Annotated in this window: 27 protein-coding genes and 2 pseudogenes; 18 read left to right on the forward strand and 11 right to left on the reverse strand. The window is 64.2% G+C overall.

The window, feature by feature from the left end; all coding sequences use genetic code 11:
- Positions 1–9: 9 nt before the first annotated feature.
- From ACWHMB_RS17745 to ACWHMB_RS17755, 3 genes are all read right to left on the reverse strand, one after another.
- Complete coding sequence (locus ACWHMB_RS17745) at positions 10–375, reverse strand: DUF3742 family protein (protein WP_003090216.1); 366 nt, start codon at positions 373–375, stop codon at positions 10–12.
- An 84-nt stretch (positions 376–459) separates the two neighbouring features.
- Entirely contained in the window at positions 460–1,092 is a 633-nt protein-coding gene (locus ACWHMB_RS17750; protein WP_003090219.1) for an RES family NAD+ phosphorylase, read from the reverse strand.
- Positions 1,093–1,104: 12 nt separating this feature from the next.
- Entirely contained in the window at positions 1,105–1,731 is a 627-nt protein-coding gene (locus ACWHMB_RS17755) for a hypothetical protein (RefSeq protein ID WP_003109769.1), read from the reverse strand.
- A 315-nt stretch (positions 1,732–2,046) separates the two neighbouring features.
- Between ACWHMB_RS17755 and mobH the strand changes: the two genes are divergently transcribed.
- A complete protein-coding gene (mobH, locus tag ACWHMB_RS17760) occupies positions 2,047–3,861 on the forward strand; it encodes a MobH family relaxase (RefSeq protein ID WP_060784756.1) in 1,815 nt (604 codons plus the stop codon).
- Here mobH and ACWHMB_RS17765 read toward each other — a convergent pair.
- The 4 genes from ACWHMB_RS17765 to ACWHMB_RS17780 form a co-directional block, all read right to left on the reverse strand.
- Positions 3,843–4,085 carry a MerR family DNA-binding transcriptional regulator gene (locus ACWHMB_RS17765; RefSeq protein ID WP_073674113.1) on the reverse strand — a complete coding sequence of 81 codons (243 nt, stop codon included), beginning with the start codon at positions 4,083–4,085 and terminating at the stop codon, positions 3,843–3,845. The two genes, mobH and ACWHMB_RS17765, sit on opposite strands and share 19 nt — an antisense overlap.
- Before the next feature lie 52 nt (positions 4,086–4,137).
- Positions 4,138–5,049 (reverse strand): NAD(P)H-binding protein, encoded by a 912-nt coding sequence (locus ACWHMB_RS17770; RefSeq protein WP_162267776.1) that lies wholly within the window; start codon positions 5,047–5,049, stop codon positions 4,138–4,140.
- Positions 5,050–5,122: 73 nt separating this feature from the next.
- Positions 5,123–5,443 (reverse strand): DoxX family protein, encoded by a 321-nt coding sequence (locus tag ACWHMB_RS17775; protein WP_079986182.1) that lies wholly within the window; start codon positions 5,441–5,443, stop codon positions 5,123–5,125.
- A 134-nt stretch (positions 5,444–5,577) separates the two neighbouring features.
- A complete protein-coding gene (locus ACWHMB_RS17780) occupies positions 5,578–5,901 on the reverse strand; it encodes a tetratricopeptide repeat protein (protein WP_058160808.1) in 324 nt (107 codons plus the stop codon).
- A 225-nt stretch (positions 5,902–6,126) separates the two neighbouring features.
- Between ACWHMB_RS17780 and ACWHMB_RS17785 the strand changes: the two genes are divergently transcribed.
- Positions 6,127–7,323, forward strand: coding sequence for a tyrosine-type recombinase/integrase (locus ACWHMB_RS17785; protein ID WP_049756472.1), 1,197 nt, complete (start codon positions 6,127–6,129; stop codon positions 7,321–7,323).
- 400 nt (positions 7,324–7,723) lie between these two features.
- On the opposite strand, the gene ACWHMB_RS17790 is transcribed toward ACWHMB_RS17785, so the two are convergent.
- Entirely contained in the window at positions 7,724–8,035 is a 312-nt protein-coding gene (locus tag ACWHMB_RS17790; RefSeq protein ID WP_083766746.1) for a DUF3703 domain-containing protein, read from the reverse strand.
- A 76-nt stretch (positions 8,036–8,111) separates the two neighbouring features.
- On the opposite strand from ACWHMB_RS17790, the gene ACWHMB_RS17795 reads away from it, so the two are divergent.
- Positions 8,112–8,495 carry a type II toxin-antitoxin system RelE/ParE family toxin gene (locus ACWHMB_RS17795; RefSeq protein WP_011805136.1) on the forward strand — a complete coding sequence of 128 codons (384 nt, stop codon included), beginning with the start codon at positions 8,112–8,114 and terminating at the stop codon, positions 8,493–8,495.
- Positions 8,492–8,821, forward strand: coding sequence for a helix-turn-helix domain-containing protein (locus ACWHMB_RS17800; protein WP_011805135.1), 330 nt, complete (start codon positions 8,492–8,494; stop codon positions 8,819–8,821). The genes ACWHMB_RS17795 and ACWHMB_RS17800 overlap by 4 nt, the downstream gene beginning before the upstream one ends.
- 369 nt (positions 8,822–9,190) lie before the next feature.
- Here ACWHMB_RS17800 and ACWHMB_RS17805 read toward each other — a convergent pair whose 3' ends face one another.
- Positions 9,191–10,516: an IS1182 family transposase gene (locus tag ACWHMB_RS17805; RefSeq protein ID WP_377484397.1), complete on the reverse strand. Its 1,326-nt coding sequence runs from the start codon at positions 10,514–10,516 to the stop codon at positions 9,191–9,193.
- Between the two features lie 330 nt (positions 10,517–10,846).
- Here ACWHMB_RS17805 and ACWHMB_RS17810 point away from each other — a divergent pair, with 330 nt between their 5' ends.
- Genes ACWHMB_RS17810 through ACWHMB_RS17855 form a run of 10 tightly spaced genes read left to right on the forward strand, consistent with a single transcriptional unit; the run spans position 10,847 to position 19,879 of the window.
- Positions 10,847–12,328 (forward strand): glutamine synthetase family protein, encoded by a 1,482-nt coding sequence (locus ACWHMB_RS17810; protein WP_015060806.1) that lies wholly within the window; start codon positions 10,847–10,849, stop codon positions 12,326–12,328.
- A gap of 19 nt (positions 12,329–12,347) precedes the next feature.
- Positions 12,348–13,112, forward strand: a complete 765-nt coding sequence (locus ACWHMB_RS17815) for a type 1 glutamine amidotransferase (protein WP_050980591.1) — start codon at positions 12,348–12,350, stop codon at positions 13,110–13,112.
- Between the two features lie 44 nt (positions 13,113–13,156).
- Positions 13,157–14,503 (forward strand): aromatic ring-hydroxylating oxygenase subunit alpha, encoded by a 1,347-nt coding sequence (locus tag ACWHMB_RS17820; RefSeq protein ID WP_051705517.1) that lies wholly within the window; start codon positions 13,157–13,159, stop codon positions 14,501–14,503.
- Positions 14,500–15,144, forward strand: a complete 645-nt coding sequence (locus ACWHMB_RS17825) for an aromatic-ring-hydroxylating dioxygenase subunit beta (protein WP_014386451.1) — start codon at positions 14,500–14,502, stop codon at positions 15,142–15,144. The genes ACWHMB_RS17820 and ACWHMB_RS17825 overlap by 4 nt, the downstream gene beginning before the upstream one ends.
- A gap of 16 nt (positions 15,145–15,160) precedes the next feature.
- Positions 15,161–16,168, forward strand: coding sequence for a ferredoxin--NADP reductase (locus ACWHMB_RS17830; protein ID WP_251710807.1), 1,008 nt, complete (start codon positions 15,161–15,163; stop codon positions 16,166–16,168).
- A gap of 32 nt (positions 16,169–16,200) precedes the next feature.
- Positions 16,201–17,118: a LysR family transcriptional regulator gene (locus ACWHMB_RS17835; RefSeq protein WP_015060643.1), complete on the forward strand. Its 918-nt coding sequence runs from the start codon at positions 16,201–16,203 to the stop codon at positions 17,116–17,118.
- A complete protein-coding gene (locus tag ACWHMB_RS17840; protein WP_377484382.1) occupies positions 17,106–17,513 on the forward strand; it encodes a 2Fe-2S iron-sulfur cluster-binding protein in 408 nt (135 codons plus the stop codon). The genes ACWHMB_RS17835 and ACWHMB_RS17840 overlap by 13 nt, the downstream gene beginning before the upstream one ends.
- A 1-nt stretch (position 17,514) precedes the next feature.
- Positions 17,515–18,459, forward strand: a complete 945-nt coding sequence (locus tag ACWHMB_RS17845; RefSeq protein WP_377484385.1) for a catechol 2,3-dioxygenase — start codon at positions 17,515–17,517, stop codon at positions 18,457–18,459.
- 53 nt (positions 18,460–18,512) lie between these two features.
- The gene (locus tag ACWHMB_RS17850; protein ID WP_034382467.1) at positions 18,513–19,397 is read left to right on the forward strand and encodes a SphA family protein; all 885 of its coding nucleotides are present in this window, start codon (positions 18,513–18,515) and stop codon (positions 19,395–19,397) included.
- Between the two features lie 11 nt (positions 19,398–19,408).
- Positions 19,409–19,879: a GlcG/HbpS family heme-binding protein gene (locus ACWHMB_RS17855; RefSeq protein WP_080747205.1), complete on the forward strand. Its 471-nt coding sequence runs from the start codon at positions 19,409–19,411 to the stop codon at positions 19,877–19,879.
- Between the two features lie 43 nt (positions 19,880–19,922).
- Here ACWHMB_RS17855 and ACWHMB_RS17860 read toward each other — a convergent pair.
- Both ACWHMB_RS17860 and ACWHMB_RS17865 read right to left on the reverse strand, forming a co-directional pair.
- Positions 19,923–20,683: pseudogene (locus tag ACWHMB_RS17860) on the reverse strand (LysR substrate-binding domain-containing protein).
- A gap of 36 nt (positions 20,684–20,719) precedes the next feature.
- Positions 20,720–20,830: pseudogene (locus tag ACWHMB_RS17865) on the reverse strand (LysR family transcriptional regulator); the annotation flags it as partial.
- Positions 20,831–20,965: 135 nt separating this feature from the next.
- Here ACWHMB_RS17865 and ACWHMB_RS17870 point away from each other — a divergent pair.
- The 4 genes from ACWHMB_RS17870 (at position 20,966) to dmpH (ending at position 24,973) form a co-directional block, all read left to right on the forward strand.
- Positions 20,966–22,426: a 2-hydroxymuconic semialdehyde dehydrogenase gene (locus tag ACWHMB_RS17870; protein WP_377484388.1), complete on the forward strand. Its 1,461-nt coding sequence runs from the start codon at positions 20,966–20,968 to the stop codon at positions 22,424–22,426.
- Positions 22,427–22,498: 72 nt separating this feature from the next.
- Positions 22,499–23,356, forward strand: a complete 858-nt coding sequence (locus ACWHMB_RS17875; protein WP_377484389.1) for an alpha/beta fold hydrolase — start codon at positions 22,499–22,501, stop codon at positions 23,354–23,356.
- A gap of 23 nt (positions 23,357–23,379) precedes the next feature.
- Positions 23,380–24,165 (forward strand): 2-oxopent-4-enoate hydratase, encoded by a 786-nt coding sequence (gene dmpE, locus ACWHMB_RS17880; protein WP_377484390.1) that lies wholly within the window; start codon positions 23,380–23,382, stop codon positions 24,163–24,165.
- Between the two features lie 19 nt (positions 24,166–24,184).
- Entirely contained in the window at positions 24,185–24,973 is a 789-nt protein-coding gene (gene dmpH / locus ACWHMB_RS17885) for a 2-oxo-3-hexenedioate decarboxylase (RefSeq protein ID WP_377484391.1), read from the forward strand.
- Positions 24,974–24,980 lie beyond the last annotated feature (7 nt).

Genomic DNA, 24,980 nt, shown 5'->3' on the forward strand with positions numbered 1-24,980 from the left:
CGGAGTCCGTCAGTCGTCGGTGTACAACTCGTGCGACGTATCGTTGTACAGATTGGGATCGTAGCCCGGTGTCTTGCGCAGTTCTGTGAGATCGGTGAAAGGCCACTCGTCCTCGTCAGAGGTATTGGCAGCAGCAGCCCACGCCGCCGCCACGACGCCCAACAACACGAGTGCGAACCAAAAAGCAACGTAGAGCAGCAATCCCACCACAGACAGCTTGACCACCCACACGAGCGCGGTGGCAACGGCCGCCGGCACCCCCTTGGACACCAACCAGTTCGACGCCCGACGTTCGCCGCGCGCGTAGGCGCGCCATCCGCGGCCAAAGGTGCGGCCGAGGCGTTCTGCGGTGCTGATGCGGGTCGTGGTGTTCATGGTCGTCTCCTGCTACAGAGGGATGCCTATTCCAGTTTGGTCCATTTCATTCTGTTTGGGGCTTCAATGTGCTCTCTTGCCGCTTCAGGACGCTTCGTCATCCGGTTCCACCGGCCCGGGATCAGGCTCCACGCCGACGCGATACGTGGCAACGAAGCGCGGCCAGTCCACATGGTCCACCAGGTCGATGTCATCGACAACGCCGACTCTTGCTGCCGCACGCTCGAACAGGGCGATGCTCTTGGCGGGATAGTTGTTGCGCGACGGATAGAGCACCCCGTCGAACAGCGGCTGGCCATCATCGCCGAGCATCGCATGCACCTGGGCGGACACCTGCTGCGTGTGCGTGTAGTCGCGGCTGGCCAACTGTTCCAGGTTCAGGCCGAAGTAACCCGCCATGACACCCTCGGCCGTGAGATCGGCCAAGCGCACGTCGTCCAGGACCCCCACGGCCCGCACGAGCCGGCTCTCGACTTCCTTCAGCGCAATCGAGCGCTTCTCGTCCGCCAGCCACTGGTGCTTGTGAAACACCGACTCCATCAGCGCCGTGGACAGGTCGCGGCCCAGGTAGAGCACGCCGTAGGTCCGCGCCGGGTCGTCGTAGCGATTGGTGCCGCTGCGGCCATAGTACAGCGGGCTGCCCCGATAGACGACGCGGCTCACATGCTGGAGCAGTTCACCCGCATCGATCAAGAACAAGGGCAGTTCGCGGCTCATGGCGGTCTTGCCTCAATGCACCTGGACGCCCAGCACGTTGAACACCGCTTCGGCCACGTCATCGATCGTGCCATGCGTCACCGCATCCACCGGCGAGCGTCCGCCCAAGCCTTCGAGCGGTTCGGATAGTGCGCGGTAGATCGTCCAGTGGTCGATGCCCTCGACCTCTTGAAGCACGGTTTGGGTCAACTGCTGCTTCACCGGGTCGAGCTGCCAGTCGGGCAGCTTCTGGCCGCGCGGCCCCACATTCAGCGCCAGCAGCCGGCGCGCGAGGATGTCCTTGTAGATCTGCTGGCGCGACTTGTCCGCCAGCTTGGCGTACTCGGGGATCGGCAGGTTGTGCGGCTGGTTGAAGGATTCCAGCAACACGGCGCGGCCTCGCTGGACGTCGGTTTCAGTCGGGGTCCAGCGCGTTTCGGTGCGCAGCGCGGCCGCCTTGCGCGCCAGGGCCTGCTCCACCGTTTCGCCTTCGAGGTTGGCTGGCAGTTTTACCGCCTCCACGCGCTCGTGAATGAACGCCTGCAACTCGGCCGCGAAAGCCGGCGCATCCCGGATTTCAACGGTATCCGCGAAACGGCGCACGTCCTCCACGGTGACGCGCGGCAGACGATCGGCAATGAATTCAATGGCGGTGGGCATGGTCATCTCCCAAGCAGGTTTGAGACAGGATTCACTCTAGTCGCCCTTGTCGCATTTGTCAACTTAGTCGCCTGAGCGAGAGCCTACCTGCCGGGGGTAGCGTCCCCGCAGCATAGGCAGGGGCCAGCGCCAGGTCTCCGTCCAATCCATTCGTGCGGGTTCCACATTGACGCTGGAGACGCAACCCAGGCCCGGCTATACCGAAACGGTTAAAGGCCAAAGGGCCGAAACGGCAAGGGAATGGGGTGCAAGGGGAAAGGCCCTACCTCGAAAAGGCGAAAAGGCCTCCCGGCCGGCCCCCCAGAGGACACCCGCATGCTCTCCCTGTTCCAGCGAAAACGGCCCCCGGTCGCTGCCCCGTCGCCAGCGCCCGCCACCGACCTCCCGAAAGGGTTGCTGCGGCCCGAATCGGCCGCATCGCTGCTGGCAACACCGCGCCGGCAGAAGCTGCTGGAACACATCTGGCAGCGCACGTCGCTGTCGCGGCGGCAGTTCGCCACCCTATACCGCACGCCGCTGGAGCACTACGCCGAGTTGGTCCAACAATTCCCCGCATCGGAAAGCCATCACCACGCTTACCCCGGCGGCATGCTGGATCACGGGTTGGAGATCGTCGCCTATGCGCTCAAGCTGCGGCAGTCCCATCTGCTGCCCATTGGCGCCAGTCCCGAAGACCAGGCGGCGCAGTCTGAAGCCTGGACTGCCGCAGTCGCTTATGCCGCGCTGCTGCACGACATCGGCAAGATCGCCGTCGATCTGCACGTCGAACTGTCCGACGGCTCGCTGTGGCACCCCTGGCACGGCCCGCTGCACCAGCCATACCGCTTCCGCTACCGCGACGATCGAGAATATCGGCTCCACAGCGCTGCGACAGGTTTGCTCTACCGCCAACTCCTCGACCGTGATGCCCTGGACTGGCTCAGTGGCTATCCCGACCTGTGGGGACCGCTGCTCTACGTCCTGGCCGGCCAGTACGAGCACGCCGGCGTGCTGGGCGAACTTGTCGTACAGGCCGACCGCGCTTCCGTGGCCCAAGAGTTGGGAGGCGATCCCGCGCGCGCTATGGCCGCCCCCAAGCACGCGCTGCAACGCAAGCTGCTGGACGGGTTGCGCTACCTGCTCAAGGAAGAGTTGAAGCTGAACCAGCCCGAAGCCTCCGATGGCTGGCTCACCGAGGACGCCTTGTGGCTGGTGAGCAAGACGGTTTCGGACAAGCTACGTGCGCACCTGCTGTCAGAGGGCATCGATGGCATCCCTACGAACAACACTGCGGTGTTCAACGTGCTTCAGGACCACGGCATATTGCAGCCGACGTCGGACGGGAAGGCGGTCTGGCGCGCGACCGTGACCAGTGCGACCGGCTGGTCCCACTCATTTACCCTGCTGCGTCTAGCTCCCGCGCTGATCTGGGAAGCTGGCGAACGGCCAGCATCGTTTACCGGCACGGTGGCAATCGACGCTGCGGCAATCGAGAAGGATGCTGGCTCGGAGGCTGCCCCGCCTATGACTGCCGCGAAGCCTGTCTTGGAAGAACAGACGACGCCACCTTGGGAAGGCAGCAGCCCCGCTAACTTGGCTTCACCGCCCGCAGTTCAGCCCCTGCCTGACGTCATGGAAGACATGCTGGCGATGGTGGGCTCCGGACACCTCCTTGCGACGCGACAGGATGCAGAGCCCGTCCCGGCCTTCGCAACGAGTTCGCTGGTACTGCCTGTGCCAGCGTCTAAATCTTCGGCATCGACACAGCAGCCTTCGGGCGAGCACTTCATGGGCTGGCTTAGGCATGGCTTGCAGAGCCGAAAGCTGATTCTCAACGATGCCAAGGCACTGGTGCATACCGTGGACGACACGGTGTTCCTGGTAAGCCCTGGGGTGTTTCAGCGCTATGTCCAGGAGCATCCTCAAGTTCCAGCACTCGCCAAGCAGGATGCCGTTGTCGACTGGCAATGGGTCCAGAAGCGCTTCGAGAAGCTGCAGGTCCATCGCAAGCAGCCCAGCAGCTTGAACATCTGGACCTGCGAGGTCACCGGCCCGCGCAAGTCGCGCAAGCTGCATGGCTACTTACTCGATGACCCTGGCCAACTGTTCGATGAGCGGCCACCGAACAATCCCTACTTGAAACTGGCATAGGTGCTAGATACGGGCCCATAGAGGCACTGGTTGCCTGCCGTGCGTGTAGCATGGATCAACCTCTCTGCTTCATAGAAACGAACGTTGGACACGGTTACGCCGCCGAGGCTGGCGACGTCGCCAACAATTGGCACACGTTCCGTGGCAAAAGGCTTGGCGACCACCGTCGTCGGGGTGGCTGTTCGTACAGATCGTTGTTTCATCATCGTCTCGGCGTGGATCATGTACTGCAGCAAGCACGCCTGCAGCCTCTAGAGTCGAAGAAGTCGACTCGTCTCAAAGCCGGGGGGTGCTGGTGGACAACAGCAAATCGAGGCGGTGTTCGACCAGCACCGCCTCGATGCTGCGCGGCGGCTGACCGGTCATCTGCTCGATGACACCGTCGGAGAACGGCGCCAGCCCGCGTTTGGACACCTCTTCGATGATCAGCGCCTCTCGCACCGTGGATTTCGGAAAGCCCGAGACCTGCAGATGCAGCGCCAGGGCTTCCTCACTGACGGGCACCAGGTCGATGCTGGCTCCGAAGATGATATTGATGCTGTTCACCAGCGCCTCGGCGGTGAGAGCCTGCGGGCCGGTGATCGCCAGCTCTCCGGGCGGAACAGGGTCCGCCCGCAGTACCGCCGCAGCGGTGCGCGCCACGTCCTCGCCCGCCACGTAAGGCAGTCTGCCTTGCGGCGCTGAGCTAAACCATTTCCCGCACCGAAGCGCCAGGATGATCCGCGGAAACAATCGCTCCATAGGCCAACTCACCCGCAAGACTGACAAGGCTAGGTTGCGAGCCTCGCATGCCTGTGCCACCGTCTCGCATTCCCGCGCTACAGTCATCAGCGAGGGGTCGAACACTTCGATCTGGGCCGCGTACACCACGGTGCGGACGCCGACGCGCGCTGCGGCATCGATCATGGCCTGCAGTTGGCGACGCCGCGACCACGAGCCGTCGGCAGCGCCCGGCAGGAGCAGCAGGCGGTGTGCGCCGGTGAAGGCGGCATCCAGGGACGCTGCATCGTCGGGATCCGCGCCGCGAATACGCGCCCCACGGGCAGCCAGATCCACAAGGTGCACTGGTTGGCGGCTGGTGGCGATGACCTCCGCTTCATCGCGGCGCAGCAGCAGTTCGACGACGCGCCGGCCGAGCGGATCATGGGCACCGGCAACCAGCAGGCACGGAGAAAGCAACCGGGTCACCGGATGGCTCCCCCTGGCGGAGTGTGCCGGCTGCGCAGAAATGCGATTGCCGCGATGCGCGGGCTGCGCTCGTTCATGGTCGAGCTTCCTCCTGAACGGATCCAACGGTGCGGGCGCCATCGTGCAGCAGGCCGGCGAGCACACACATTGCCAGCACGATCGAGGGCGCCAGCACGCGGCCGGGCTCGCCGTTGAGTAGCACCGTCGCACCGGCGCACGCCATGATCAGTGCCCCCAGCACCGCGCCCCATACCCGTGTGCGCCCGCGCAGCAGCAGCAACGCTGTCGCCAGTTCCAGAGACCCGGGGACAAAATTGAACCTTCGCGGGTAGCCCCAACGGGCGTAGTCTTCCGCTGCCCCGCCTAACGCCAGCAGGTTGGCTACGGCACCCACGACGAAAAAAAGTGGCCAGCAGGTAAGGGAATATCGGTTTCAGTGACAGCTTGCTTGAACGCATAAGACTTCCTCTACGAATTCCTGCCGCAGGTCATAGGGGCCGCGAGCCACGCTGCTAGTCGTCCTGTGCATCAGGGTGTTGACGTTCTTGCAAGGCGACGAAGAAACACGTTCATCTCCTTTTCCGCCTGCACGTCGCCGTTGCGTCTGGCCGCGAGTACTCCGTTCTCCCAAGCATGGCGCGCGGCCGCGATGTCGCCAATCTCGTGCTGCGCCTTGCCCAGTAGCTTCCATGCTGCCGAGTACCCCGGATCCAGCCCGACGCATCGGTGCAACTGGGCCGCCGCGCGCGCCTGCTCGTTCGCATCCAGGTAGTGTTTGCCCAGCCCGAATCGCAGCAAGGCCGAATCGCGGCCCCGTTCGAGCAGGCTTTCCAGCTTGCGTACATCGATCATTTGCAGCGATCGCTCCTTCCCAAACATCCTTTCCAGCTTTGGACGTCGATCATCAAGAACGCCTCTCCTTGCGCTTGTTCAGACCCAAGTGCTCGACGGGCCATCACTCAAGCCATCTGCGTGAGCCGCATCGAGAGGAAACGGCCCTGATGGAACACCAGCGGTTCGTCATCGCCGCCATCGATCTGCAGCACCTTGCCCACTAATGTCCATAGAATTTGGCCCATGAGCAGTTTGACCGTCGCCCCGACAGTTTTGGCGCATCTTGAGCCCTTGGACGGCTTGGTGCTACCCGTTCATCTTTCCGGAGAGCGTGGCCGAAATCGGGCCCAGGGCCTGCCCCAGGTCGCGGCCAATGACGACCGCTCTGCAGTTTTGGCTTGGCTGGCGCGCTACAAGGATTCACCGGCCACGCTGGCCAGCTATCGAAAGGAGGCGGAAAGACTGCTGCTTTGGTGCGTACACCAGTATGGAAAGGCCCTGTCCGATCTGACCCACGAGGATTTCCTGGTCTACGAGTCCTTTCTGGAAGATCCCCAACCGGTTGATCGATGGGTCATGCAGGTCGCGCAGAAGGCGCCGAGGTCTTCGCCCCACTGGCGTCCGTTCGCCAAGCCACTGGACCGGCAAAGCCAGCGCCAGGCACTCTCGATCCTCAACAGCCTCTTCAACTGGCTGGTTCAAGCCGGGTATCTGGCGGGCAACCCCTTAGCTCTGCGCCGCCGCAAATCTGTGGCGCGACCGGCCAAGACCAGCAGGTTCCTGCCACACGAGCACTGGGCGCAAGTACGCGCAACGATTGAGTCCCTTCCCACTGGCACGCCTCGCCTCGCTCTCCAAGCGGCCCGATATCGGTGGCTCTTCTCGCTCCTCTACATCGGTGGCCTGCGGATTTCTGAGGTCTGCAACAACTCGATGGGAGATTTTTACTGGCGTCGCGGAGCAGACGGGCATGAACGCTGGTGGCTGGAGATACGAGGAAAAGGGGACAAAACGCGGGCGATTCCGGCGACCGATGAGTTAGTGTCAGAGTTGATGCGTTACAGGAATGCACGCAACTTGGCCCTACTACCACGAGAGGGAGATACGCTCCCACTGCTGTTGCCCCTTATTGGTGGATGTCGCCCCATGGGACGCAGTGGCGTGCACGAATTGATTAAGGACATTTTCCGTAAAACGGCAGCGCGCCTGCGAAACCTAGGCACTGACCACGAGGCAGCAGCGGCCCATGTGGAACAGGCCTCCGCCCACTGGATGCGCCATACGGCAGGCACTCACCAAAGCGACAATATGGACCTCAAGGCCGTGCGCGACAACCTGGGGCACGCAAACATCGCCACCACCAGTATTTATTTGCACACGGAAGATGACACGCGCCATGATCAGACCAGCAACGCACACAAGCTGGGCTGGTCAGTTTGACGGACGAACCTATGGTGCAGCGCCATCCGTAGTACGAGGCGCCTCAAAGAAAAACTTAGTCGAAAATTGGTGCAGGTGTGGAAAAACATGATGCGCAACTCTATCCGCCAAGCGCTGGTGACGTTGCGAATGCCAGGAATGGCTTAGGCGTATGACGATCACTTGAACAACCACGATACGCACTCTCTCACCTGAGATCGATATCGGCGACGCGATTGGCTCCGATGCCACACTGTCGGTTATTTACAGCCAGAGGCGCATGCAATCGAGTCGGTGGCTTGAAGCCATTTTTAGTGATGGGGGCTGGATCCGACTGCAGCTCATTCGTTCTATCCTCGATAGCGTGACACCGACTAAGAAATTCGCCGACCGGGGGTTTACTGATTGCGAGCTTTGGTTATCAACTCAGCCAACTCGGGGCGCACAGGCAGGGCTCGAACGCGCTCACCGTAGCCCGCCCAGGGTTGCCTATCGGGAGGCGGCCGCTTAGGTGGCCCAGTGGCACCAACGCCAGCCTGAGCAACTGCCCTGCCACCTCTGGCCAATCTCGAGTTCGCACTGCTAAGTTGGGGTGATCGTACTTTCCGTGCAAATTGGTGCGCTTCGCGAAAAAAGTTCTTTCAAAAACAACCACTTGTGAATATCTGAATTTCCGGCGCGCCGTCCTTTGCGTGCAGATTGGTGCGCTTTGAGGGTTGCGGCTCCCTTTCATCAGATGTCACCGCCATCGTCCCACCGGGCTCAGTTCGGTTTGACGGTCTATGCCTAAATTGGCATAATCACCACTAATGTCCACCCAGCCGCGCAAACCGCTCAAATGGGTCGGCTCGGCCAAGCGGGATCTGGACGGAATGCCCGAGGACGTCCAAGACGTGTTCGGCCATGCGATCGACCTGGCGCAAGCCGGTGGCAAGCACCCGGACGCCAAGGCGCTGAGCGGGTTTGGTTCCGCCGCGGTTTTGGAAGTGGTCGAGGATTTCCGGAGCGACACGTTCCGGGCGGTCTACACGGTCAAGTTCGCGGGCTGGGTCTATGTGCTGCACTGTTTTCAGAAGAAGTCCAAGAGCGGCATCAAGACGCCGAAGGAGGACCTGGACCTGATCAAGGCACGGCTGAAGGCTGCGGTGCAGGATTTTGAGGCTTGGCAAGCAAAGCAAGGAGTAAAGCGATGAGCCAGAACAGCCACATCACCATCGAAGAAGGCAGCACCAACGTCTACGCGGACCTGGGCTATGCCGACGCTGCGGAAATGCAGCGCAAGTCGCAGCTCGCGGCTGAGATTGCCCGCGCCATCAAGGCGCGACGCCTGACGCAACAGGGAGCCGCCGCGCTGCTGGAAATCGATCAGTCCAAGATCTCCCGCATCACGCGCGGCCAGTTTCGCGGGGTCAGCGAGGCGAAGCTGCTGGAACTGGTGGCCAAGCTGGGGCATGACGTGAAGATCGTGGTCGGTCCAGTACGGCGGCGTGCCGGTAAGATCGAGCTGCAGTTCGCCTGACGCTGCGACCCGTCAAGATCGCCGGGCTGCGAAAGCCTCCCCCATCTCCCGCGCCCGCTTAACCTCGTCGCCGTGCAGGTAGATTGAGGTCGTCGAAATCGATGCGTGCCGCAGGTTGTCGCGCACGGTGGTCAATTCGGCCCCGCGCGCCAATGCATGCGTAGCATGGGGTGGTCGTACTTATCTTGCAAATCGGTGCGCTCTGGGTCGAAAAGTCGTTATGCGACAAGGACTTACGAACTTGGGCTTTCTGCGCACGAACTGTATTCGTAAGTCATTGATTTCAAAGGCGATTCCCGGCACTACCGTGTCATTCCGCACCGAAAGTATGATCACCCCGTTTAGGTCGAATTTGCTCATCTTGTCCCCTCACGCTGCCATCAGAGCGCTCATGCGCCGCAGATTCAGAGCCAAGCACACGAGCTTGAACTCCGCCTGCGCGCGGTGCAGCCCTCGCAGGCTGAACTGACGGAACCCGAGCACGCTCTTGATCCAGCCGTTGGGCGGCTCGGCGATCCACTTGCGTCTGCGGTATGCGTTCTTGCCCTCTGGGGTGCGCAGCTTGGCCGCCATGGCCGCCGTGTGCGGATTGGACTGGGCATCAATGTCGGCGCAGCGCTTGCCTTCTCGCCCCATGGCCACCACCAACTCGGTAGATGAATCAGCAAGCGCTTCGAAGTTCTGCTCGCTGCGATAGCCTGCATCAGCCAGCGCCTGCCGGGGTGCCTGGCCGGTGTTGTCCTTCACGGCCTGGAGCATCGGCACGAGTTGCCCCACGTCGGCGGCGTTGTTGCCAAGCTCGGCGGCAACGATGATGTGCGCCGTGTCGTCCACCGCCGTCTGGGCGTTGTAGCTTGCATCAAAGCCGCCGCCAGCGCGCTTCATGATGCGGCTGTCCGGGTCGGTGAAGTTCTCCTGCGCGTTGGGCTCGGGCACGCCGAACTCGCGCTTGTAGCGCCCGCCCGTGGGCTTGCCATCTTCATCGCGAGGGCGCCGGTCATCGTCATCGCTGCGCCCGCGCTCGAGGTCGGCGTCGCGCTGGCGCTGCTCCAGCCGCTCGCGGGCTTGGGCGATGGCCTTCAGGCGATCCTGGCGCCGCTCGATCTCGGCCGGGATGTCCAACTCGGGTTCGTTCGCTTCGGCCGCGTCGGTGGTCTTGGCTCGCTCCAGCAGCGCGTCGATCTGGGCCTTCAATTCAGCCTCGGCCTGCTGCATGCGCTCGTAGCTCATCGCCTTGTGGCGGCTGGCGTTGGCCTTGAGCTTGGTGCCGTCGATGGCCACCGTACCCAGCTTGACCAAGCCCATCTCGCGGGCAAGCTTGACCACCTGCACGAACAGCTCACTCAACTCCTTCAGATGCAGCGCGCGAAAGTCGCGCACCGTGCGGTGCTTGGGGAAGTTGCCCGCACCCAGCATCCGAAACGCCAAGTCCTCGTGCAGCCGCCGCTCGATCTTGCGCGAGCTGAATACGCCCGTGGCGTAACCGTAGACCAACACCTTGACCATCATCGCCGGATGGAACGGCTGGTTGCGCGCACCGCCGCCGGCATAGCGCGCATAGAACGCCTCCAAATCCAGCGCATCGACCGTGTCGCTGATGAAGTAGGCCAGGTGCCCCGCAGGCAGCCAGTCCTGCAGCGATGCGGGCAGCAGCATCTCTTGTTGCGGTTCGTAGGGGCGGTAACTTATGGCCATGCAGCTTGAACGCTCACTCATGTGCGCAGGTCATCAGGGGATTCCCTGCTTCTGCCGCCCACGCTCCTAGCCTGCCGCGTGGCTCCTAGCGTTGCCGTAGGGCTCGAAGTGGCGGGGGGTGGTTGAAAAAACCATTGCATCACTCGCATTTTTGCGAATAGGTTTCGCATGTTTTTCCTTTCAGGTTCTCAGGAAATCAACATAATTTTGATCTGCGACAAAGATCAATTGGCAAATTTAATGCGTGCTGAACTGATCTGGTGGCAGATGGTTGGGTAATTCGTTAATTCTAAACAACCGGCATCTATGCCGGAAAACCCGGAGACAAAAATGAGCCAGAAATTCATTGATCGGCACGGCTTGTGGTCCGACGCCCAGAAGGCGGCGGCCGTTGAAGTGCTGAAGAAAATCGAGCAGGACGGCATTCAGATGATTCGCCTCTCATGGCCGGATCAATATGGTCTGCTGCGCGGGAAAATGCTGTCGGTGGCAGCCTTGCGCTCCGCATTCGGCAGCGGCTCGGAAATCACCATGGCGCCCTTTTTCTTCGACACGGCCAGCGCCATCGTGTTCAATCCCTTTTCCTCGGATGGCGGGCTTGGCAACCCGGAGTTGGCGGGCAGCCCTAACGTGGTGATGGTGCCCGACCCCACCACCTTCCGCGTGCTGCCCTGGGCTGATCGCACGGGCTGGATGCTGGCCGATCTGTACATGCGTAGCGGTCGGCCCTTCCCGCTGAGCCCGCGTGCCCTGTTGAAGAAAGCGCTGGGGCAGTTGGCGGATCTGGGCTATGACTTCCATGGTGGCCTGGAGGTGGAGTGGTACTTGACGCGCATCGTCGACCCCTGCCTGGAGCCCGAGACGCTGGGTGGCCCCGGCACACCGGCGGCACCGCCCAAGGTGATGCCGGTCGCCAAGGGCTACTCCTATCTGCTCGAAAATCACTTGGACGAGGTCGAACCCATCATGGCCGAGGTGCGCCAGCACCTGCTGACGCTGGGCATGCCGTTGCGCAGCATCGAGGATGAATGGGGGCCCAGCCAGATGGAGACCACCTTCGACGTCATGTCCGGCCTGGACATGGCCGACACCATGGTGTTGTTCCGCAACGCAGTCAAGCAAATCTGTCGGCGGCGCGGTTACCTTGCCAGTTTCATGTGCAAACCCAAGATTGAGGGTTTCTGTGCCTCGGGCTGGCATCTGCACCAGTCGCTGGCGGCGCGCGACTCCGGCGTCAATGCCTTCGTTCCGCAGACGGGCGAGCCGCTGTCGGCGCTGGGCCGGGCCTATGTCGGTGGCCTGCTCAAACATGCCTGTGCGGCCTCCAGCTTCACCACCCCCACGGTTAACGGCTACCGACGCCGACGCCCGTTCTCTCTGGCCCCGGATCGGGTGACCTGGGCCGAGGACAACCGCGCCGCCATGGCGCGCGTGATCGCCGCCCCAGAAGACTCAGCCAGCCGTGTGGAAAACCGGGTCGGCGAGCCGGCGGCCAACCCCTACCTGTATCTGGCCTCGCAGCTCTTCTCGGGGATCGATGGCATTCGTCGCCAACTCGATCCCGGCCCTCTGCAGGAAACGCCCTATGCCGCCGACGTTCCGATCCTGCCGCGCAACCTGGCCGAGGCGCTGGACGTGCTGGAGGGCTCCAGCTTCTTCCGCGAAGCCTTCGGCGAAGAGTTCATCCACTACTGGCTGCACCTGCGGCGCAGCGAATGGGCGCGCTTCGTGGCCGCCGAAGGCGCCGACGTGGACATGGCGGGCGACCCCGTCACCGACTGGGAGCATCGCGAGTACTTCGAACTGTTCTGAACTGAACCAGGTAACGCTCATGGACACCGTGAAGAAGAAATATGCCGTGCTCTGGTGCACTGAAGTACCCGGAGACGAGATCTTGCAGGAAAAAATGATCGCCACTTTCGGTCGCGCGGGCGAGCAGTGGGACGTGCTGGAACCCGCGCGCGACGGCTTCCTGGAGCGGGCGATGGGCTACGACGGCTACGTCATCAGCGGCAGCCCAATGTCGGTAGTGGACGATGCCGATTCGCTCCTGGTGAGCAACCTGCTGGCGCTGATTCGCCGCGTTAGCGACGAGGCAGGCTCACCCCTGATCGGGCTGTGCTTTGGCTCGCAGGCCATCGCGGCGGCCCTAGGTGGACGGGTTGCCAGGAACCCGTCAGGGCGCTTCAAGCTGGGGGTCGATGCCCTGCGCTGGGACCCCGTCGCCGTTGAGCTGCTGGGCGCGGCGCTGGCGCAAGCGCCCAGCGTGCTGGTGCAAAGCCACGGCGAATGCGTGGCGGCACTGCCGCCGGGCAGCGTCCTGCTGGCGTCGTCGCAGACCATCCCCCACGAGGTGTTCTTGGTGCAGGGCCGCATCTTGGGCATCCAGGGGCACCCCGAGGTGGACCGTCAGTTCCTGAAAGACAAGTTCATGGCCTACCACCGCGCGCTGTTCGACGACGAGCAGTGGGCGCACGTAGAACAGGAAGCCAGCCAGCCTCTGTCTCCCGACGCCGTCATCGCGCTGGGCCGCCGCTTACTGGACGAAGGCGCCCTGGCTCCCGCGGCTGTGCCCACGCTTACCGAAACAACATGAACTGAAGCCGCGATTTTCAGATTCAACCGAATTGCGAGAAAACGATGAAAGTAATTCATATTGCCGCCGTTCCGGCCGGGGAATCCGCCGCCGATGAATGGGACGACCTGGTGCAGCCAGACCGTGTACACCGCCGCGTCTATACCGACCCCGCCATCTTTGCCCGCGAAATGGACCATGTGTACGCCGCCAGCTGGGTGTACTTGGCCCATGAAAGCGAGATCCCCGAGCCCAACGATTTCCGGCAGGCCTGGCTGGGCACCCGCGAGGTCATCGTGACTCGCGACGAAGAGGGGCAAATTCGCGTGTTCTCCAACCGTTGCTCGCACCGCGGCGCAACCGTCTGCCGCGAGCACCAAGGAAACGCCGCCAACTTCACCTGCCCCTACCACGGCTGGCGTTTCGACAACCGAGGTCAGTTGTTCGGCATTCCCGGCAAGAACGCCTATGGCCCGGCCTTCAAGGCGCGCGACATGCACCTTGCGCGGCCTGCGCAGGTGGCGTCGTACAAGGGCTTCATCTTCGCTACCCTGAACTCCGAGGCGCCGCCCCTGGCCGAGCACCTCGGCAATGCCACACGCTATCTGGACGCCTGGATCGAGCACAATGGGGGCGCTCAGAACATCGTCTTGGCCGGCGCTCAGCGCTTTCGCGTCGGCTGCAACTGGAAACTGGTCTGGGACAACGCGGGCGACGGCTACCACGTGCCGTTCTCGCACCAGTCGCTGCTGGTGATGACCAAGGAACGCTACGGTGGCGGCGACATGGCCTACTTCGCCGACGCCGACCGCTCCCGCATGAGCAACAACGCGCTCGACAACGGGCATACGGTGATCGACCAGCGTCCCGAGATGCACGGCAACTCCGCCTGGCGCGAGCAGCGCCCGCAGCCGGGGCGTGAGCCCTACGAGGCCCACGTGGCCGCCACCCACAGCCGCGATCAGGCCCAACGCGTGCTCGACACCACTGTCGGGGCGGGCATGAACCTCAACATCTTTCCCAATCTGGCGCTGATCGGCAACCAGGTGCAGGTGATCCAGCCTCTGGCGGTGGGCGAAACCTCGGTAAGCTGGCATGCCACCCGGCGCAGAGACGTGGACGCAGAGGTCAACACCATGCGCCTGCGCACGCAGGAGGATTTCCCCGTCATGGGCGAGATGGACGACGCCGCCAACTTCGAAGAGTGCCAACGCGGCCTTATGAACAGCCCCGAGGACGAATGGGTGGACATGGGTCGCCACTGGGAGACCGGCAAGGATGTGCCCGGTCCCGATGGCGTGGTCAGCGGCCCGGTGACCACAGACATTCACATGCGCAACTACTACGCTCAGTGGAAGCGGCTGATGCAAGCCCGCCCGACGCTGCAAATGAACAAGGGGAAGCTGCCATGAACGCCGCCCAGGATCTGGCCCAAGCTGCCGCCGTTCCGGCCTACCGCCACCAGCCTCCCTCGCTCTACGTGGTGCCGGCGTTCTACGACTGGCTTCTCGCCGCTTCGGACGACCTGGCCCAGGCCGCCGTGCGCACCCAGGGCGCTGACGCCGCGCAAACGCAGCAGGTGGCACAACTACTGACACTGGAAGCTCGCCTGCTCGATCAGGGCTCGATGGACAAGACCGCCTACGAGCGCTGGCTGGCGTTGTATGGCGAGGAATGCGCCTATTGGGTGCCGGCGGGCGCGCCCGCGCCCGACCCGCGCCAATACGTCACCTTGGAATTCCACGACCGGCGCCGTCTGCTCGACCGTGTGAGCCGCCTGGGCACCGGGCTGGCCTTCTCGCAGTTCCCGACTTCGCGCACGGCGCGGCACTGGGGCGGACTGGAAGTGTGGCCCAGCCCGGACCGTGGCAATGAATGGCGCGCGCGCTACAGCTTCACTCTGGCCGAGTCACGCGAGGGCCACAACCGTGTGCTCGCGGGCTGGAACGGGTTCGTGCTGCGCCAGAGCGCCCAGGGGCTAGTCATCGTGCTCAAGCAGGTCAACCTGATCGACAGCGACTGCCTGCAGGGCAACAACTCGTTCTTTTTGTGAGGGGAGGTGGCAGCGCATGAAACTGGCACATTCTCTTACCGTCACCGCTGTTTCACCGCAAGGCAGCGACGCCATCCTGCTGAGCCTGGGCGTGGACGGCGGGCAGCGGCAGCGTTTTTCCTTCCAGTCTGGCCAGTACCTGACGCTTGCCGTCCCCGTGCAAGGCGATGAACATTGGCGCTGCTATTCGATCACCAGTGCGCCCGAGGATGGGCAGGCGATCAGCCTGCTGGTGCGCCGCGTGGCGGGTGGGCGCGTCTCCAATTGGCTGTGCGACCACGCGCGAGCGGGCCAACGATTGCAGGTGCTTCCGCCCGCCGGGCGCTTCACACTGGCGCGGCATGGCCAACCAGTGCTGTTGTATGCCGGCGGCAGTGGCATTGCGCCCATCTTCGCGCTGGCGCGCGAAGCGTTGCTGCAAGGCGCGCCCCAGGTACGGCTGTTCTACGCCTGCCGCGACCGAGCCACGGCCATGCTACTGGCTGAGTTGCAGGCGCTACAGGCGGGTAGCGGGCAGCGGCTGGAGATACGCCACTGGTATGACGCCGAACAGGGCCTGCCCACGCAGGCGCTGCTGGAGGCGCAGACCCAGGGCCTTGAGGCTGCTGACGCCTACCTTTGCGGCCCCGAGGCCTTCATGCACTCCGTTCTGGCTGCGCTGGCAGCGGCTGGGATCGAGCCCAGTCGCGTCTACCGCGAGGACTTCGGCGCTGCGCTGGAGGGCGCGGTGGAAACGGGCGCCGAGGGTCCCGACGCCGAGCTGACGGTTCAGCTCAAGGGGCAGACGCATACCGTGTCGGTGCGCGGCGGGCAATTCCTGCTGGGCGCCATGCTCGACGCCGGGCTGGCCGTCCCGCACGCTTGCCGGGTTGGCGAATGCGCCTCCTGCATGTGCCGCCTGGTGGACGGCGAGGTGCTGCGGCTCGACAGCTCGGTGCTGGACGAAGACGATGCTGCAGAAGGCTGGCTGCTGGCCTGCCGCACGCGCGCCGCCAGCGCCCAGGTGCGGCTGCGCTTTTCCTGAACCTGCAAGCCCCAGAAAGCCTGAAGCCATCGATGAAAGCATGCACCATGACCCGAGACGGCACCACCACACCTCCATGGGACCTGATCCGCGCCTTCCTCGCGCTGGAGCGCCACGGGAGCTACGAAGTTGCAGCCGACATGGAAGGCATCGACGACTCCACCCTGCGCCGGCGCATCCGGGTGCTGGAGCAGCGCTTCGGTCGCACTCTGTTCGTGCGCAGCGAGGCCGGCTGGAAAGCCTCGGCCGACCTGCACGCGCTGGTCAGCGCTGCCCAGCACATGGAAGAGGCGGCGCGCAGCTTCTCTCAGAATCACCAGGAAGGCGCGGGCGTGGTGCGCATCAGCCTGATGGACGTGTTCGCCAAGCGCTTTGCGCCAGTATTCGTCGCGCTGGGGGAGAAATTTCCTCGGCTGCTGCTCAACATCACCACCGAGACGCACTTCGTCAATCTGGAGCAAGACCAGGTGGACATCGCCGTGCGGCTAGCACGGCCTGTGCGCAACAGCAATTCCCTGCGCGTACGCAAGATCGGTGCGGTGGCCGTGGGCGCTTACGCCAGCCGCGCGTACCTGGCGCGCCACGACACGAGTGCGTCAAATCCCGCGTTTGTCGACGACCACGACCTTCTGGCCATGAACTTGCAGTTCTTCCACCAGGATCACAACTTCACCTACGCCAACCTGGACTGGGCCAAGTTCGGCCTGACGGGCAAGGTGCGCGTGCAGTCGGACAGCTTCGTGCCCATGGCGCACCTGTGCGCGCTGGGCCACGGCGTGGCGCTGCTGCCCAAGTTCGTTGCCGCTGACTATCCCGAACTGGTGCCGTACCCCGAAAAGCTCTTCTTCGAAACGGAGCTGTGGCTGGTCAGCCGCTTTGACTTGCTGGCAGCTTGGCAGCGCGAATTGGCCGACAGGCTGCAGGAAGAAATGGCGACATGGCCTCAATGACCTCGCTCCCTGTCCTGACCACCAGCCCGCGCTTGGCGGCGCTGCCGGTCACTATCGCCAACGTTGGCCTCAGCTATGCCTGCGCCGGCAATGAAAGCCTGCTCACCGGCATGGTCCGCCTGGGCCGCAAGGGCATCCCGGTGGGCTGCGTCAATGGCGGCTGCGGCGTGTGCAAGGTGCGCATCGTCGAAGGCAGCGTGCGCTCCGTGGGGCCCATCAGCCGCGCGCACGTCAGCGCCGAGGAAGAAGCCCAGGGCTACACCCTGGCCTGCCGCGTGGCGCCCGCCACCGCCGTGCAGCTCGAAGTGGCTGCAAAGCTGGCCCGACCCTTTTCCCGCGCGGGCGCTACGGTGGCGTCCGCACTTCGACCCACGACCCAACCCAAGGAGACATGACATGGGCGTACTACGCATAGGCCACGCGAGCCTGAGAGTGATGGACATCGATGCCGCCGTGCGGCACTACGAGAAGGTCATCGGCCTGAAGACCGTGATGAAGGACAAGGCCGGCAACGTGTACCTCAAATGCTGGGACGAGTGGGACAAGTTCTCGCTCATTCTCACGCCGTCCGACCAGGCCGGCCTGAACCACGTGGCCTACAAGGTCAAGGAAGATGCCGACCTGGACGCGCTGCAGGTGCGCATCGAAGCCTGGGGCATCGAGACCACGGTGCTGCCCGAAGGCACGCTGCCCTCCGTGGGCCGCATGCTGCAATTCAAGCTGCCCAGCGGGCATGACTTCCGCCTCTACGCGAACAAGGAGTACGTGGGCACCGACGTGGGCACGGTCAACCCCGACCCCTGGCCCGACGGTGTGTGCGGCGCCGGGGCGCACTGGCTCGACCACTGCCTGCTGATGTGCGAGATGAACCCCGAGGCCGGCGTGAACACCGTGGCCGACAACACGCGCTTCGTTACCGAGGTGCTGGATTTCTTCCTGACCGAGCAGGTGCTGGTCGGCCCCGGCGGCGACATCCAGGCCGCGACCTGGCTCGCGCGCACCACCACGCCGCACGATATCGCCTTTGTGGGCGGCCCCGTCAGCGGCCTTCACCACATCGCGTTCTTTCTGGATTCGTGGCATGACGTGCTCAAGGCAGCCGATGTCATGGCCAAAAAGAAGGTCAAGATCGACGTGGCCCCCACGCGCCATGGCATCACGCGCGGCGAGACCATCTACTTCTTCGACCCCAGCGGCAACCGCAACGAAACCTTTGCCGGGTTGGGTTACCTGGCGCAGCCCGACCGCCCCGTGACCACCTGGAGCGAGGACAAGCTGGGCAGTGGAATCTTCTTTCATACGGGTGAACTGGTGGCGTCCTTCACGGACGTGTACACCTGAAGCGGCGCCCAGGCTCTGTTATTTCCTCTTTGCTTCGTTGAACGAGAAAATCCATGAAGAAAAAATTTGCAGCCGCCGCACTGCTGGCGAGCCTGGCGCCCCTGGCCGCGCAGGCCGAAGGCCACTACGTTCCCGGTGTGGAGGGCACCCAGGCCGCCAGCGTGCCGCCTCCGGGGTTTTATTACCTGGGCTATGTGGTGAACTACAACATCAACAGTTTTCGCGCACCAGGCTCCAGTGCTGACCTACCAGGGCACAACAGCGGCACCGTCACAGCGTTGGCCAATCGGTTTGTCTGGATGACGGGCCACAAAGTGCTGGGTGCCGATTACGGTGTCGAGGCCATCGTGCCGCTGGTGCGCACCTCGCTCACCATCAATGCCGCGGGCATCGCTGACAGCCGCTCGGGCGTGGGCGACGTTTACGTCGGCCCCCTGGTGCTGGGCTGGCATGGCGCGCAGTGGGATGCCGTGGCTGCCGCGGGCATGTGGCTGGATTCGGGCAACACCGACCATCCGGCATCGGCGGGCAAGGGCTTCAAGAGCACCATGCTGACCGGTGGTGCGACCTACTACTTCGATGCCGCCAAGACGATTTCGGGTTCGGCCCTGATGCGCTTCGAACGCAATGGCAAGAACGACGCGGGTTTCCGCCATGGCAACCAGGTCACGGTGGAATGGGGGCTGGCCAAGGTGCTTGGCGCGGTGCAGGCGGGGGTGGTGGGCTACAGCCAGTGGCAGACCAGCAACGACAGCGGCCCGGGCGCCAGCGGCAACAAGTCCTCGCGGCACGCGCTGGGCGCCGAGGTGGTGTACCCGATCGCGTCCGCCGGGGTGTTCCTCAAGGGCGCGGTGTACAAGGAGTTCCGCGCCGAAGCTGGTACCGGGCCACAGCCCAAGGGAAATCTGGTGCGGCTGACGATGGTCAAGGCCTTCTGAGCACCATGTCCATGCCAGACCTCCCCGCTGGATCTGGCGCTGCCCCGCTCAGCCGGGAGCAGCGCGTGATCGATGCCGCTGCGGCCCTGCGTGCGGTGGCGGCCGCGGTGCAGGCCGCCACCGCCCTGGGGGTGCAGGTCAACGTGGCGGTGGTTGACACCGCCGGTGTGCTGGCGGCGTTCGTGCGCATGACTGGCGCGCCGCTGCACTCGGCCGATATCGCCATCGACAAGGCCTACACCGCCACGAGCTTTGGGCTGCCGACCTCCCAGTGGCATGCGGTCCTGCAGCAGCATTCGCCCGCGGTGCGGGAGGGGTTGGTGCTGCGCCCGCGCTTTGTCGCCTTTGGTGGCGGGCTGCCCATCGTCGAGGGAGGCATGCGCATCGGTGCCATCGGCGTCTCGGGTGGCAGCGAAGCGCAGGACGAAGCCATCGCGGTCGCCGGATTGCAGGCGCTGGGGCTGGCGCCTTCCGGGGCGTGAGAGGGTTGCCATGGCCGGTGATCCATCCATGGCAATGGCAGCGTCAAGCCAGCCCGCCTGCGTCCTGATCCTCCGTGCTCTGGGCGTTGGCAAACGCACCCACCACACCCAGAAATGCCGCCAGCACCGGCGACATGTCGTCGGTGCGGTACAGGCAGCTGAGCTCGATGTCGCGCAGGTGGCGCGAGCGCAGCGGCCGGTACACCACGCCCGGCAGGCGCAGGCTGGTGGCCGACTGGGTGGTGATGCAGGCGCCAAAGCCGCCAGCCACCAGGGCCACGCAGGTCAGCACATCTTCCACTGCTTGCACCACGTTCAGGCGAATGCCCTCGCGGTGAAACGCGTTCGCCACCTCTTGTGCCAGCCCTGGCAGAGGTGCATTGGGTAGACGATCATCGGCTCGCCGTCCAGATCGCGCAGCGTGATTTCCTGGCGTGTGCACAGGGGATGGGTTTCCGGCAGTCCAACCACCAGTGTTTCCTGCAGCACGGTCAGTACCCCCAAACCGGGCTCGGGGGGTACCAGCCGGTTGAAGCCGATGGTGATGCGGCGCTCGCGCAGCGCCTGCAACTGCTCGCCCTTGGTCAGGTTGTGCAGCTCTATGCGCACCTCGGGACGTGCCCGGTGGAAGGCGGCCAGCAGTCGGGGGATCACGTCCAGCACACCCGAGCCGAAGATGCCCACGTCGAGCTGGCCGATCAGCCCATGCCCGGCCTGCTGCGTGCGGTCGCGCGCCCGTTGCGTCAGCGACAGGATGTTGGGCACTTCGTCCAGCAGCGCCTGGCCGGCGGCGGTCAGCTCCACGCCCTTGGCGGTGCGCAGGAACAAAGGGGTTCCCAGTTCGTCCTCCAGCCCCCGGATCTGCCGTGTCAAGGGCGGCTGCGCCATGTGCAGCCGCGCTGCGGCCCGGCCGAAGTGCAGCTCCTGGGCGAGCGCAAGAAAGTATTTCATCTGGCGCAAATCCACCGCGCATCTCCTTTTTTCAATACCTTGAAGGTATCAGATTTAGAAAATTTGGTATTGGACAGTATGAGTCTCCCACCCTATCGTTGCAGCCAGTCAGTGCTTGCGAGATAAGAAATCACCATGAAACAAATTCTGAATTTCATCAACGGCGAATATGTTCGCAACACCAGCGGCAAGACGTTCCAGGACATCAACCCGGTCAACGGCAGCGTCATCGGCAACATCTACGAAGCCGGCCAGGTGGAAGTCAACGCCGCCGTCGCCGCCGCCAAAGCGGCGCTCAAGGGCGACTGGGGCCGCCTGTCGGTGGCAGAGCGCTGCAAGCTGCTGGACGCCGTGGCGATCGAGATCAACCGCCGCTTCGACGACTTCCTGCAGGCCGAGATTGCCGACACCGGCAAGCCGCACCACCTGGCTTCGCACGTCGATATTCCGCGCGGCGCCGCCAACTTCCAGATCTTCATCGACACCATCAAGAGCACGGCCACCGAGTCGTTCAACATGCGCACGCCCGACGGCAAGACCGCCCTGAGCTACGGCGTGCGTGTGCCGCGCGGCGTGATCGCCGTGGTCTGCCCATGGAACCTGCCGCTCTTGCTGATGACTTGGAAGGTCGGCCCGGCGCTGGCCTGTGGCAACACCGTGGTCGTCAAGCCGAGCGAGGAAACCCCCGCCACCGCCACGCTGCTGGGCGAGGTGATGAACGCGGTGGGCATGCCCAAGGGCGTGTACAACGTGGTGCACGGCTTTGGCGCCAATTCGGCCGGCGCCTTCCTGACCGAACACCCCGATGTCAACGGCATCACCTTCACCGGCGAAACGCGCACCGGCAGCATCATCATGAAGGCGGCCGCCAACGGCGTGCGCCCGGTGTCGCTGGAGATGGGCGGCAAGAACGCCGCTGTGGTGTTTGCCGACTGCGATTTCCAGACCACTATCGACACGCTGACGCGCTCGTGCTTCGAGAACGCCGGCCAGGTCTGCCTGGGCACCGAGCGCGTGTACGTGGAGCGCCCGATCTTCGAGAAGGTCGTGGCCGCACTGAAAGAGCGCGCCGAGAGCATGAAGCCCGGCCTGCCCTTCGACAAGGACACCAAGATCGGCCCGCTGATCAGCAAGAAGCACCAGGCCAAGGTGCTGGGTCTGTACAAAGCGGCCAAGGACGAAGGCGCCACCATCGTCACCGGCGGTGGCATCCCCGACATGCCCGGCGACCTGAAGAACGGTTCGTGGATCCAGCCCACCATCTGGACCGGCCTGCCCGAGACCGCCACCGTGGTGACCGAAGAAATCTTCGGCCCCTGCTGCCACATCAGTCCCTTTGACAGCGAAGAAGAAGTGCTGGACAAGGTCAACGCCAACCGCTACGGCCTGGCCACCGCCGTCTTCACGCAGGACATTGCGCGCGCCAATCGCCTGGCGCAGCAGATCGAAGTGGGCCTGTGCTGGATCAACGCCTGGTTCCTGCGCGACCTGCGCACGCCGTTTGGTGGCTCCAAGCAGTCGGGAATTGGTCGCGAAGGCGGTGTGCACTCGCTGGAGTTCTACACCGATCTGCGCAACGTGATGGTGAAGTTCTAAGTTGAATCGGCTTCTGGCGCTTGACCGGCAAGCGCTAAAAGCTCCTATAAATATAGCAAAGAGACATTTCTGATGAGCGCCACCGCCTCCAACCCCGAGATCGGGCACAGCATCGAAGCAGCGGGCATCCGCACCAACTACCACGACCTGGGCAGCGGCCATCCGCTGCTCATGATCCATGGCTCCGGCCCGGGCGTGTCGGCATGGGCCAACTGGCGCCTGGTGATGCCCGAACTGGCCCGGCAGGCCCGCCTGATCGCGCCCGACATGGTCGGCTTCGGCTTCACCGACCGCCCGGCAGGCCAGCGCTATGACATGGACAGCTGGGTGCGCCAGGCCGTGGGCCTGCTGGACGCGCTGGGCATCGAGAAAACCGACCTGGTCGGCAACTCTTTCGGTGGCGCGCTGGCCCTGGCGCTGGCCATCCACCACCCGCAGCGCGTGCGCCGCCTGGTGCTGATGGGCAGCGTGGGCGTGCACTTTCCCATCACGCAGGGGCTGGATGCGGTGTGGGGCTACACCCCGTCGGTGCAGAACATGCGTGCCATCATGGGTTACTTTGCCTTCAACCAGGGCCTGATGAGCGACGACCTAGCCCGCATGCGCTACGAGGCCAGCACCCGCCCGGGCTTCCAGGAGTCGTTCTCGGCCATGTTCCCCGCGCCCCGCCAGCGCTGGGTGGACGCCATGGCCAGCCCCGAATCGGCGATCCGCGCGCTGCCGCACGAGACGCTCATCGTCCACGGCCGCGAGGACCAGGTGATTCCGCTGCAGACCTCGCTCACGCTGAGCCAGTGGATTCCCAACAGCCAGCTGCACGTGTTCGGCCACTGCGGCCACTGGACGCAGATCGAACACGCCGCGCGCTTCGCCCAGCTGGTGTCGAACTTCCTCGCCGAAGCCGACGCGCAGGGCGCCGCGTCCGCCTGACCCCTTTTCCCACACAGAACACCATGGACAACTCCAAGATCCAGCACTACGGCGACGAGCTCTACCAGTCGCTGCTCGACCGCCAACCCGTCGCTCCGCTGACCGACCGCGAAGCGGACATCACCATCGAGGACGCCTACCAGATCCAGCTGCGCATGATCCAGCGCCGCCTGGACGCCGGTGAACATGTGGTCGGCAAGAAGATCGGCGTGACCAGCAAGGTCGTGATGGACATGCTCAAGGTCAACCAGCCCGACTTCGGCCACCTGCTCTCGGGCATGGTCTACAACGAAGGCCAGCCGATCCCGGTGAGCACCATGATCGCGCCCAAGGCCGAGGCCGAGGTCGCCTTCATCCTGGCGCGCGACCTCGAAGGCCCCGGCGTCACCGCGGCCGACGTGCTGCGCGCCACCGACTGCGTGATGCCGTGCTTCGAGATCGTCGACTCGCGCATCAAGGACTGGAAGATCAAGATCCAGGACACCGTGGCCGACAACGCCTCCTGCGGCGTGCTCACGCTCGGCGGCCTGCGCAAGAGCCCGCGCGACATCGACCTCGCGCTGGCCGGCATGGTGCTGGAAAAGAACGGCGAAATCATCAGCACGTCCTGCGGCGCATCGGTGCAGGGCTCGCCGGTCAACGCGGTGGCCTGGCTGGCCAACACGCTCGGCCGTCTGGGCATCGGCCTCAAGGCCGGCGACATCATCCTCTCGGGCTCGCAGTCGCCGCTGGTGCCGGTGGTCGCGGGCGACAGCCTGTATTGCAGCGTCGGCGGCCTGGGCGGCACGTCGGTGCGTTTCGTCGCCTGAGCGGGAAGGAAACAACCACATGAAACTCGACAAGAACACCCTCGCCCAGCTGGCCGAGCATCTGGAAAACGCCGAGCTGAAGGCGCACGACGTCACCAAGATCACCGACGACCACCCGGACATGGACTGGGACGACGCCTACGCGATCCAGGACATCATCCGCGCGCGCAAGGAAGGCCGTGGCCACAAGACCGTGGGCCTTAAGTGCGGCCTGACCTCCTACGCCAAGATGAAGCAGATGGGCGTGGACACGCCGGTCTTCGGCTTCGTCAGCGACTACATGGCCTGCGCCGAAGGCAGCGACATCAAGACCTCCGAACTCATCCACCCCAAGGTCGAGGCCGAGATCTGCGTCGTCACGAAGGCGCCGCTCAAGGGCCCGGGCTGCCATGTCGGCGCCGTGATGGCCGCGATCGACTTCGTGATCCCCGGCGTGGAGATCATCGACAGCCGCTACCGCGACTTCAAGTTCGACCTCAAGAGCGTGATCGCCGACAACACCTCGGCCTCGCGCTTCGTGATCGGCGGCCGCGCCCGTCGTGTGGAAGACCTGGACCTGCGCACGCTGGGCGTGGTGCTGGAGAAGAACGGCCAGATCGTGGCCATGGCCGCGGGTGCGGCCGTGATGGGCCACCCCGCCGCCGCCATCGCCGCCCTGGCCAACCACCTGGGCGCGCGCGGCCATGAGATCCCGGCGGGCAGCTTCATCATGACCGGTGGCGTGACCGAAGCCATCGCGGTGCAGGCCGGTGACAGCGTGAACGTGCGCTTCCAGGACCTGGGCACGGTGGGCATGCGCTTCGTCTGAGCGCCGC

This window comes from Ottowia pentelensis, from assembly GCF_964341695.1.

What these genes read in the sequence shown, in the direction of transcription:
- ACWHMB_RS17745 (WP_003090216.1), bottom strand. Translation starts at nt 375, where the DNA reads ATGAACACCACGACCCGCATCAGCACCGCAGAACGCCTCGGCCGCACC.
- ACWHMB_RS17750 (WP_003090219.1), bottom strand. Translation starts at nt 1,092, where the DNA reads ATGAGCCGCGAACTGCCCTTGTTCTTGATCGATGCGGGTGAACTGCTC.
- ACWHMB_RS17755 (WP_003109769.1), bottom strand. Translation starts at nt 1,731, where the DNA reads ATGCCCACCGCCATTGAATTCATTGCCGATCGTCTGCCGCGCGTCACC.
- mobH (WP_060784756.1), top strand. Translation starts at nt 2,047, where the DNA reads ATGCTCTCCCTGTTCCAGCGAAAACGGCCCCCGGTCGCTGCCCCGTCG.
- ACWHMB_RS17765 (WP_073674113.1), bottom strand. Translation starts at nt 4,085, where the DNA reads ATGATCCACGCCGAGACGATGATGAAACAACGATCTGTACGAACAGCC.
- ACWHMB_RS17780 (WP_058160808.1), bottom strand. Translation starts at nt 5,901, where the DNA reads ATGATCGATGTACGCAAGCTGGAAAGCCTGCTCGAACGGGGCCGCGAT.
- ACWHMB_RS17785 (WP_049756472.1), top strand. Translation starts at nt 6,127, where the DNA reads ATGAGCAGTTTGACCGTCGCCCCGACAGTTTTGGCGCATCTTGAGCCC.
- ACWHMB_RS17790 (WP_083766746.1), bottom strand. Translation starts at nt 8,035, where the DNA reads ATGAAAGGGAGCCGCAACCCTCAAAGCGCACCAATCTGCACGCAAAGG.
- ACWHMB_RS17795 (WP_011805136.1), top strand. Translation starts at nt 8,112, where the DNA reads ATGTCCACCCAGCCGCGCAAACCGCTCAAATGGGTCGGCTCGGCCAAG.
- ACWHMB_RS17800 (WP_011805135.1), top strand. Translation starts at nt 8,492, where the DNA reads ATGAGCCAGAACAGCCACATCACCATCGAAGAAGGCAGCACCAACGTC.
- ACWHMB_RS17805 (WP_377484397.1), bottom strand. Translation starts at nt 10,516, where the DNA reads ATGGCCATAAGTTACCGCCCCTACGAACCGCAACAAGAGATGCTGCTG.
- ACWHMB_RS17810 (WP_015060806.1), top strand. Translation starts at nt 10,847, where the DNA reads ATGAGCCAGAAATTCATTGATCGGCACGGCTTGTGGTCCGACGCCCAG.
- ACWHMB_RS17815 (WP_050980591.1), top strand. Translation starts at nt 12,348, where the DNA reads ATGGACACCGTGAAGAAGAAATATGCCGTGCTCTGGTGCACTGAAGTA.
- ACWHMB_RS17820 (WP_051705517.1), top strand. Translation starts at nt 13,157, where the DNA reads ATGAAAGTAATTCATATTGCCGCCGTTCCGGCCGGGGAATCCGCCGCC.
- ACWHMB_RS17825 (WP_014386451.1), top strand. Translation starts at nt 14,500, where the DNA reads ATGAACGCCGCCCAGGATCTGGCCCAAGCTGCCGCCGTTCCGGCCTAC.
- ACWHMB_RS17830 (WP_251710807.1), top strand. Translation starts at nt 15,161, where the DNA reads ATGAAACTGGCACATTCTCTTACCGTCACCGCTGTTTCACCGCAAGGC.
- ACWHMB_RS17835 (WP_015060643.1), top strand. Translation starts at nt 16,201, where the DNA reads ATGAAAGCATGCACCATGACCCGAGACGGCACCACCACACCTCCATGG.
- ACWHMB_RS17840 (WP_377484382.1), top strand. Translation starts at nt 17,106, where the DNA reads ATGGCCTCAATGACCTCGCTCCCTGTCCTGACCACCAGCCCGCGCTTG.
- ACWHMB_RS17845 (WP_377484385.1), top strand. Translation starts at nt 17,515, where the DNA reads ATGGGCGTACTACGCATAGGCCACGCGAGCCTGAGAGTGATGGACATC.
- ACWHMB_RS17850 (WP_034382467.1), top strand. Translation starts at nt 18,513, where the DNA reads ATGAAGAAAAAATTTGCAGCCGCCGCACTGCTGGCGAGCCTGGCGCCC.
- ACWHMB_RS17855 (WP_080747205.1), top strand. Translation starts at nt 19,409, where the DNA reads ATGCCAGACCTCCCCGCTGGATCTGGCGCTGCCCCGCTCAGCCGGGAG.
- ACWHMB_RS17870 (WP_377484388.1), top strand. Translation starts at nt 20,966, where the DNA reads ATGAAACAAATTCTGAATTTCATCAACGGCGAATATGTTCGCAACACC.
- ACWHMB_RS17875 (WP_377484389.1), top strand. Translation starts at nt 22,499, where the DNA reads ATGAGCGCCACCGCCTCCAACCCCGAGATCGGGCACAGCATCGAAGCA.
- dmpE (WP_377484390.1), top strand. Translation starts at nt 23,380, where the DNA reads ATGGACAACTCCAAGATCCAGCACTACGGCGACGAGCTCTACCAGTCG.
- dmpH (WP_377484391.1), top strand. Translation starts at nt 24,185, where the DNA reads ATGAAACTCGACAAGAACACCCTCGCCCAGCTGGCCGAGCATCTGGAA.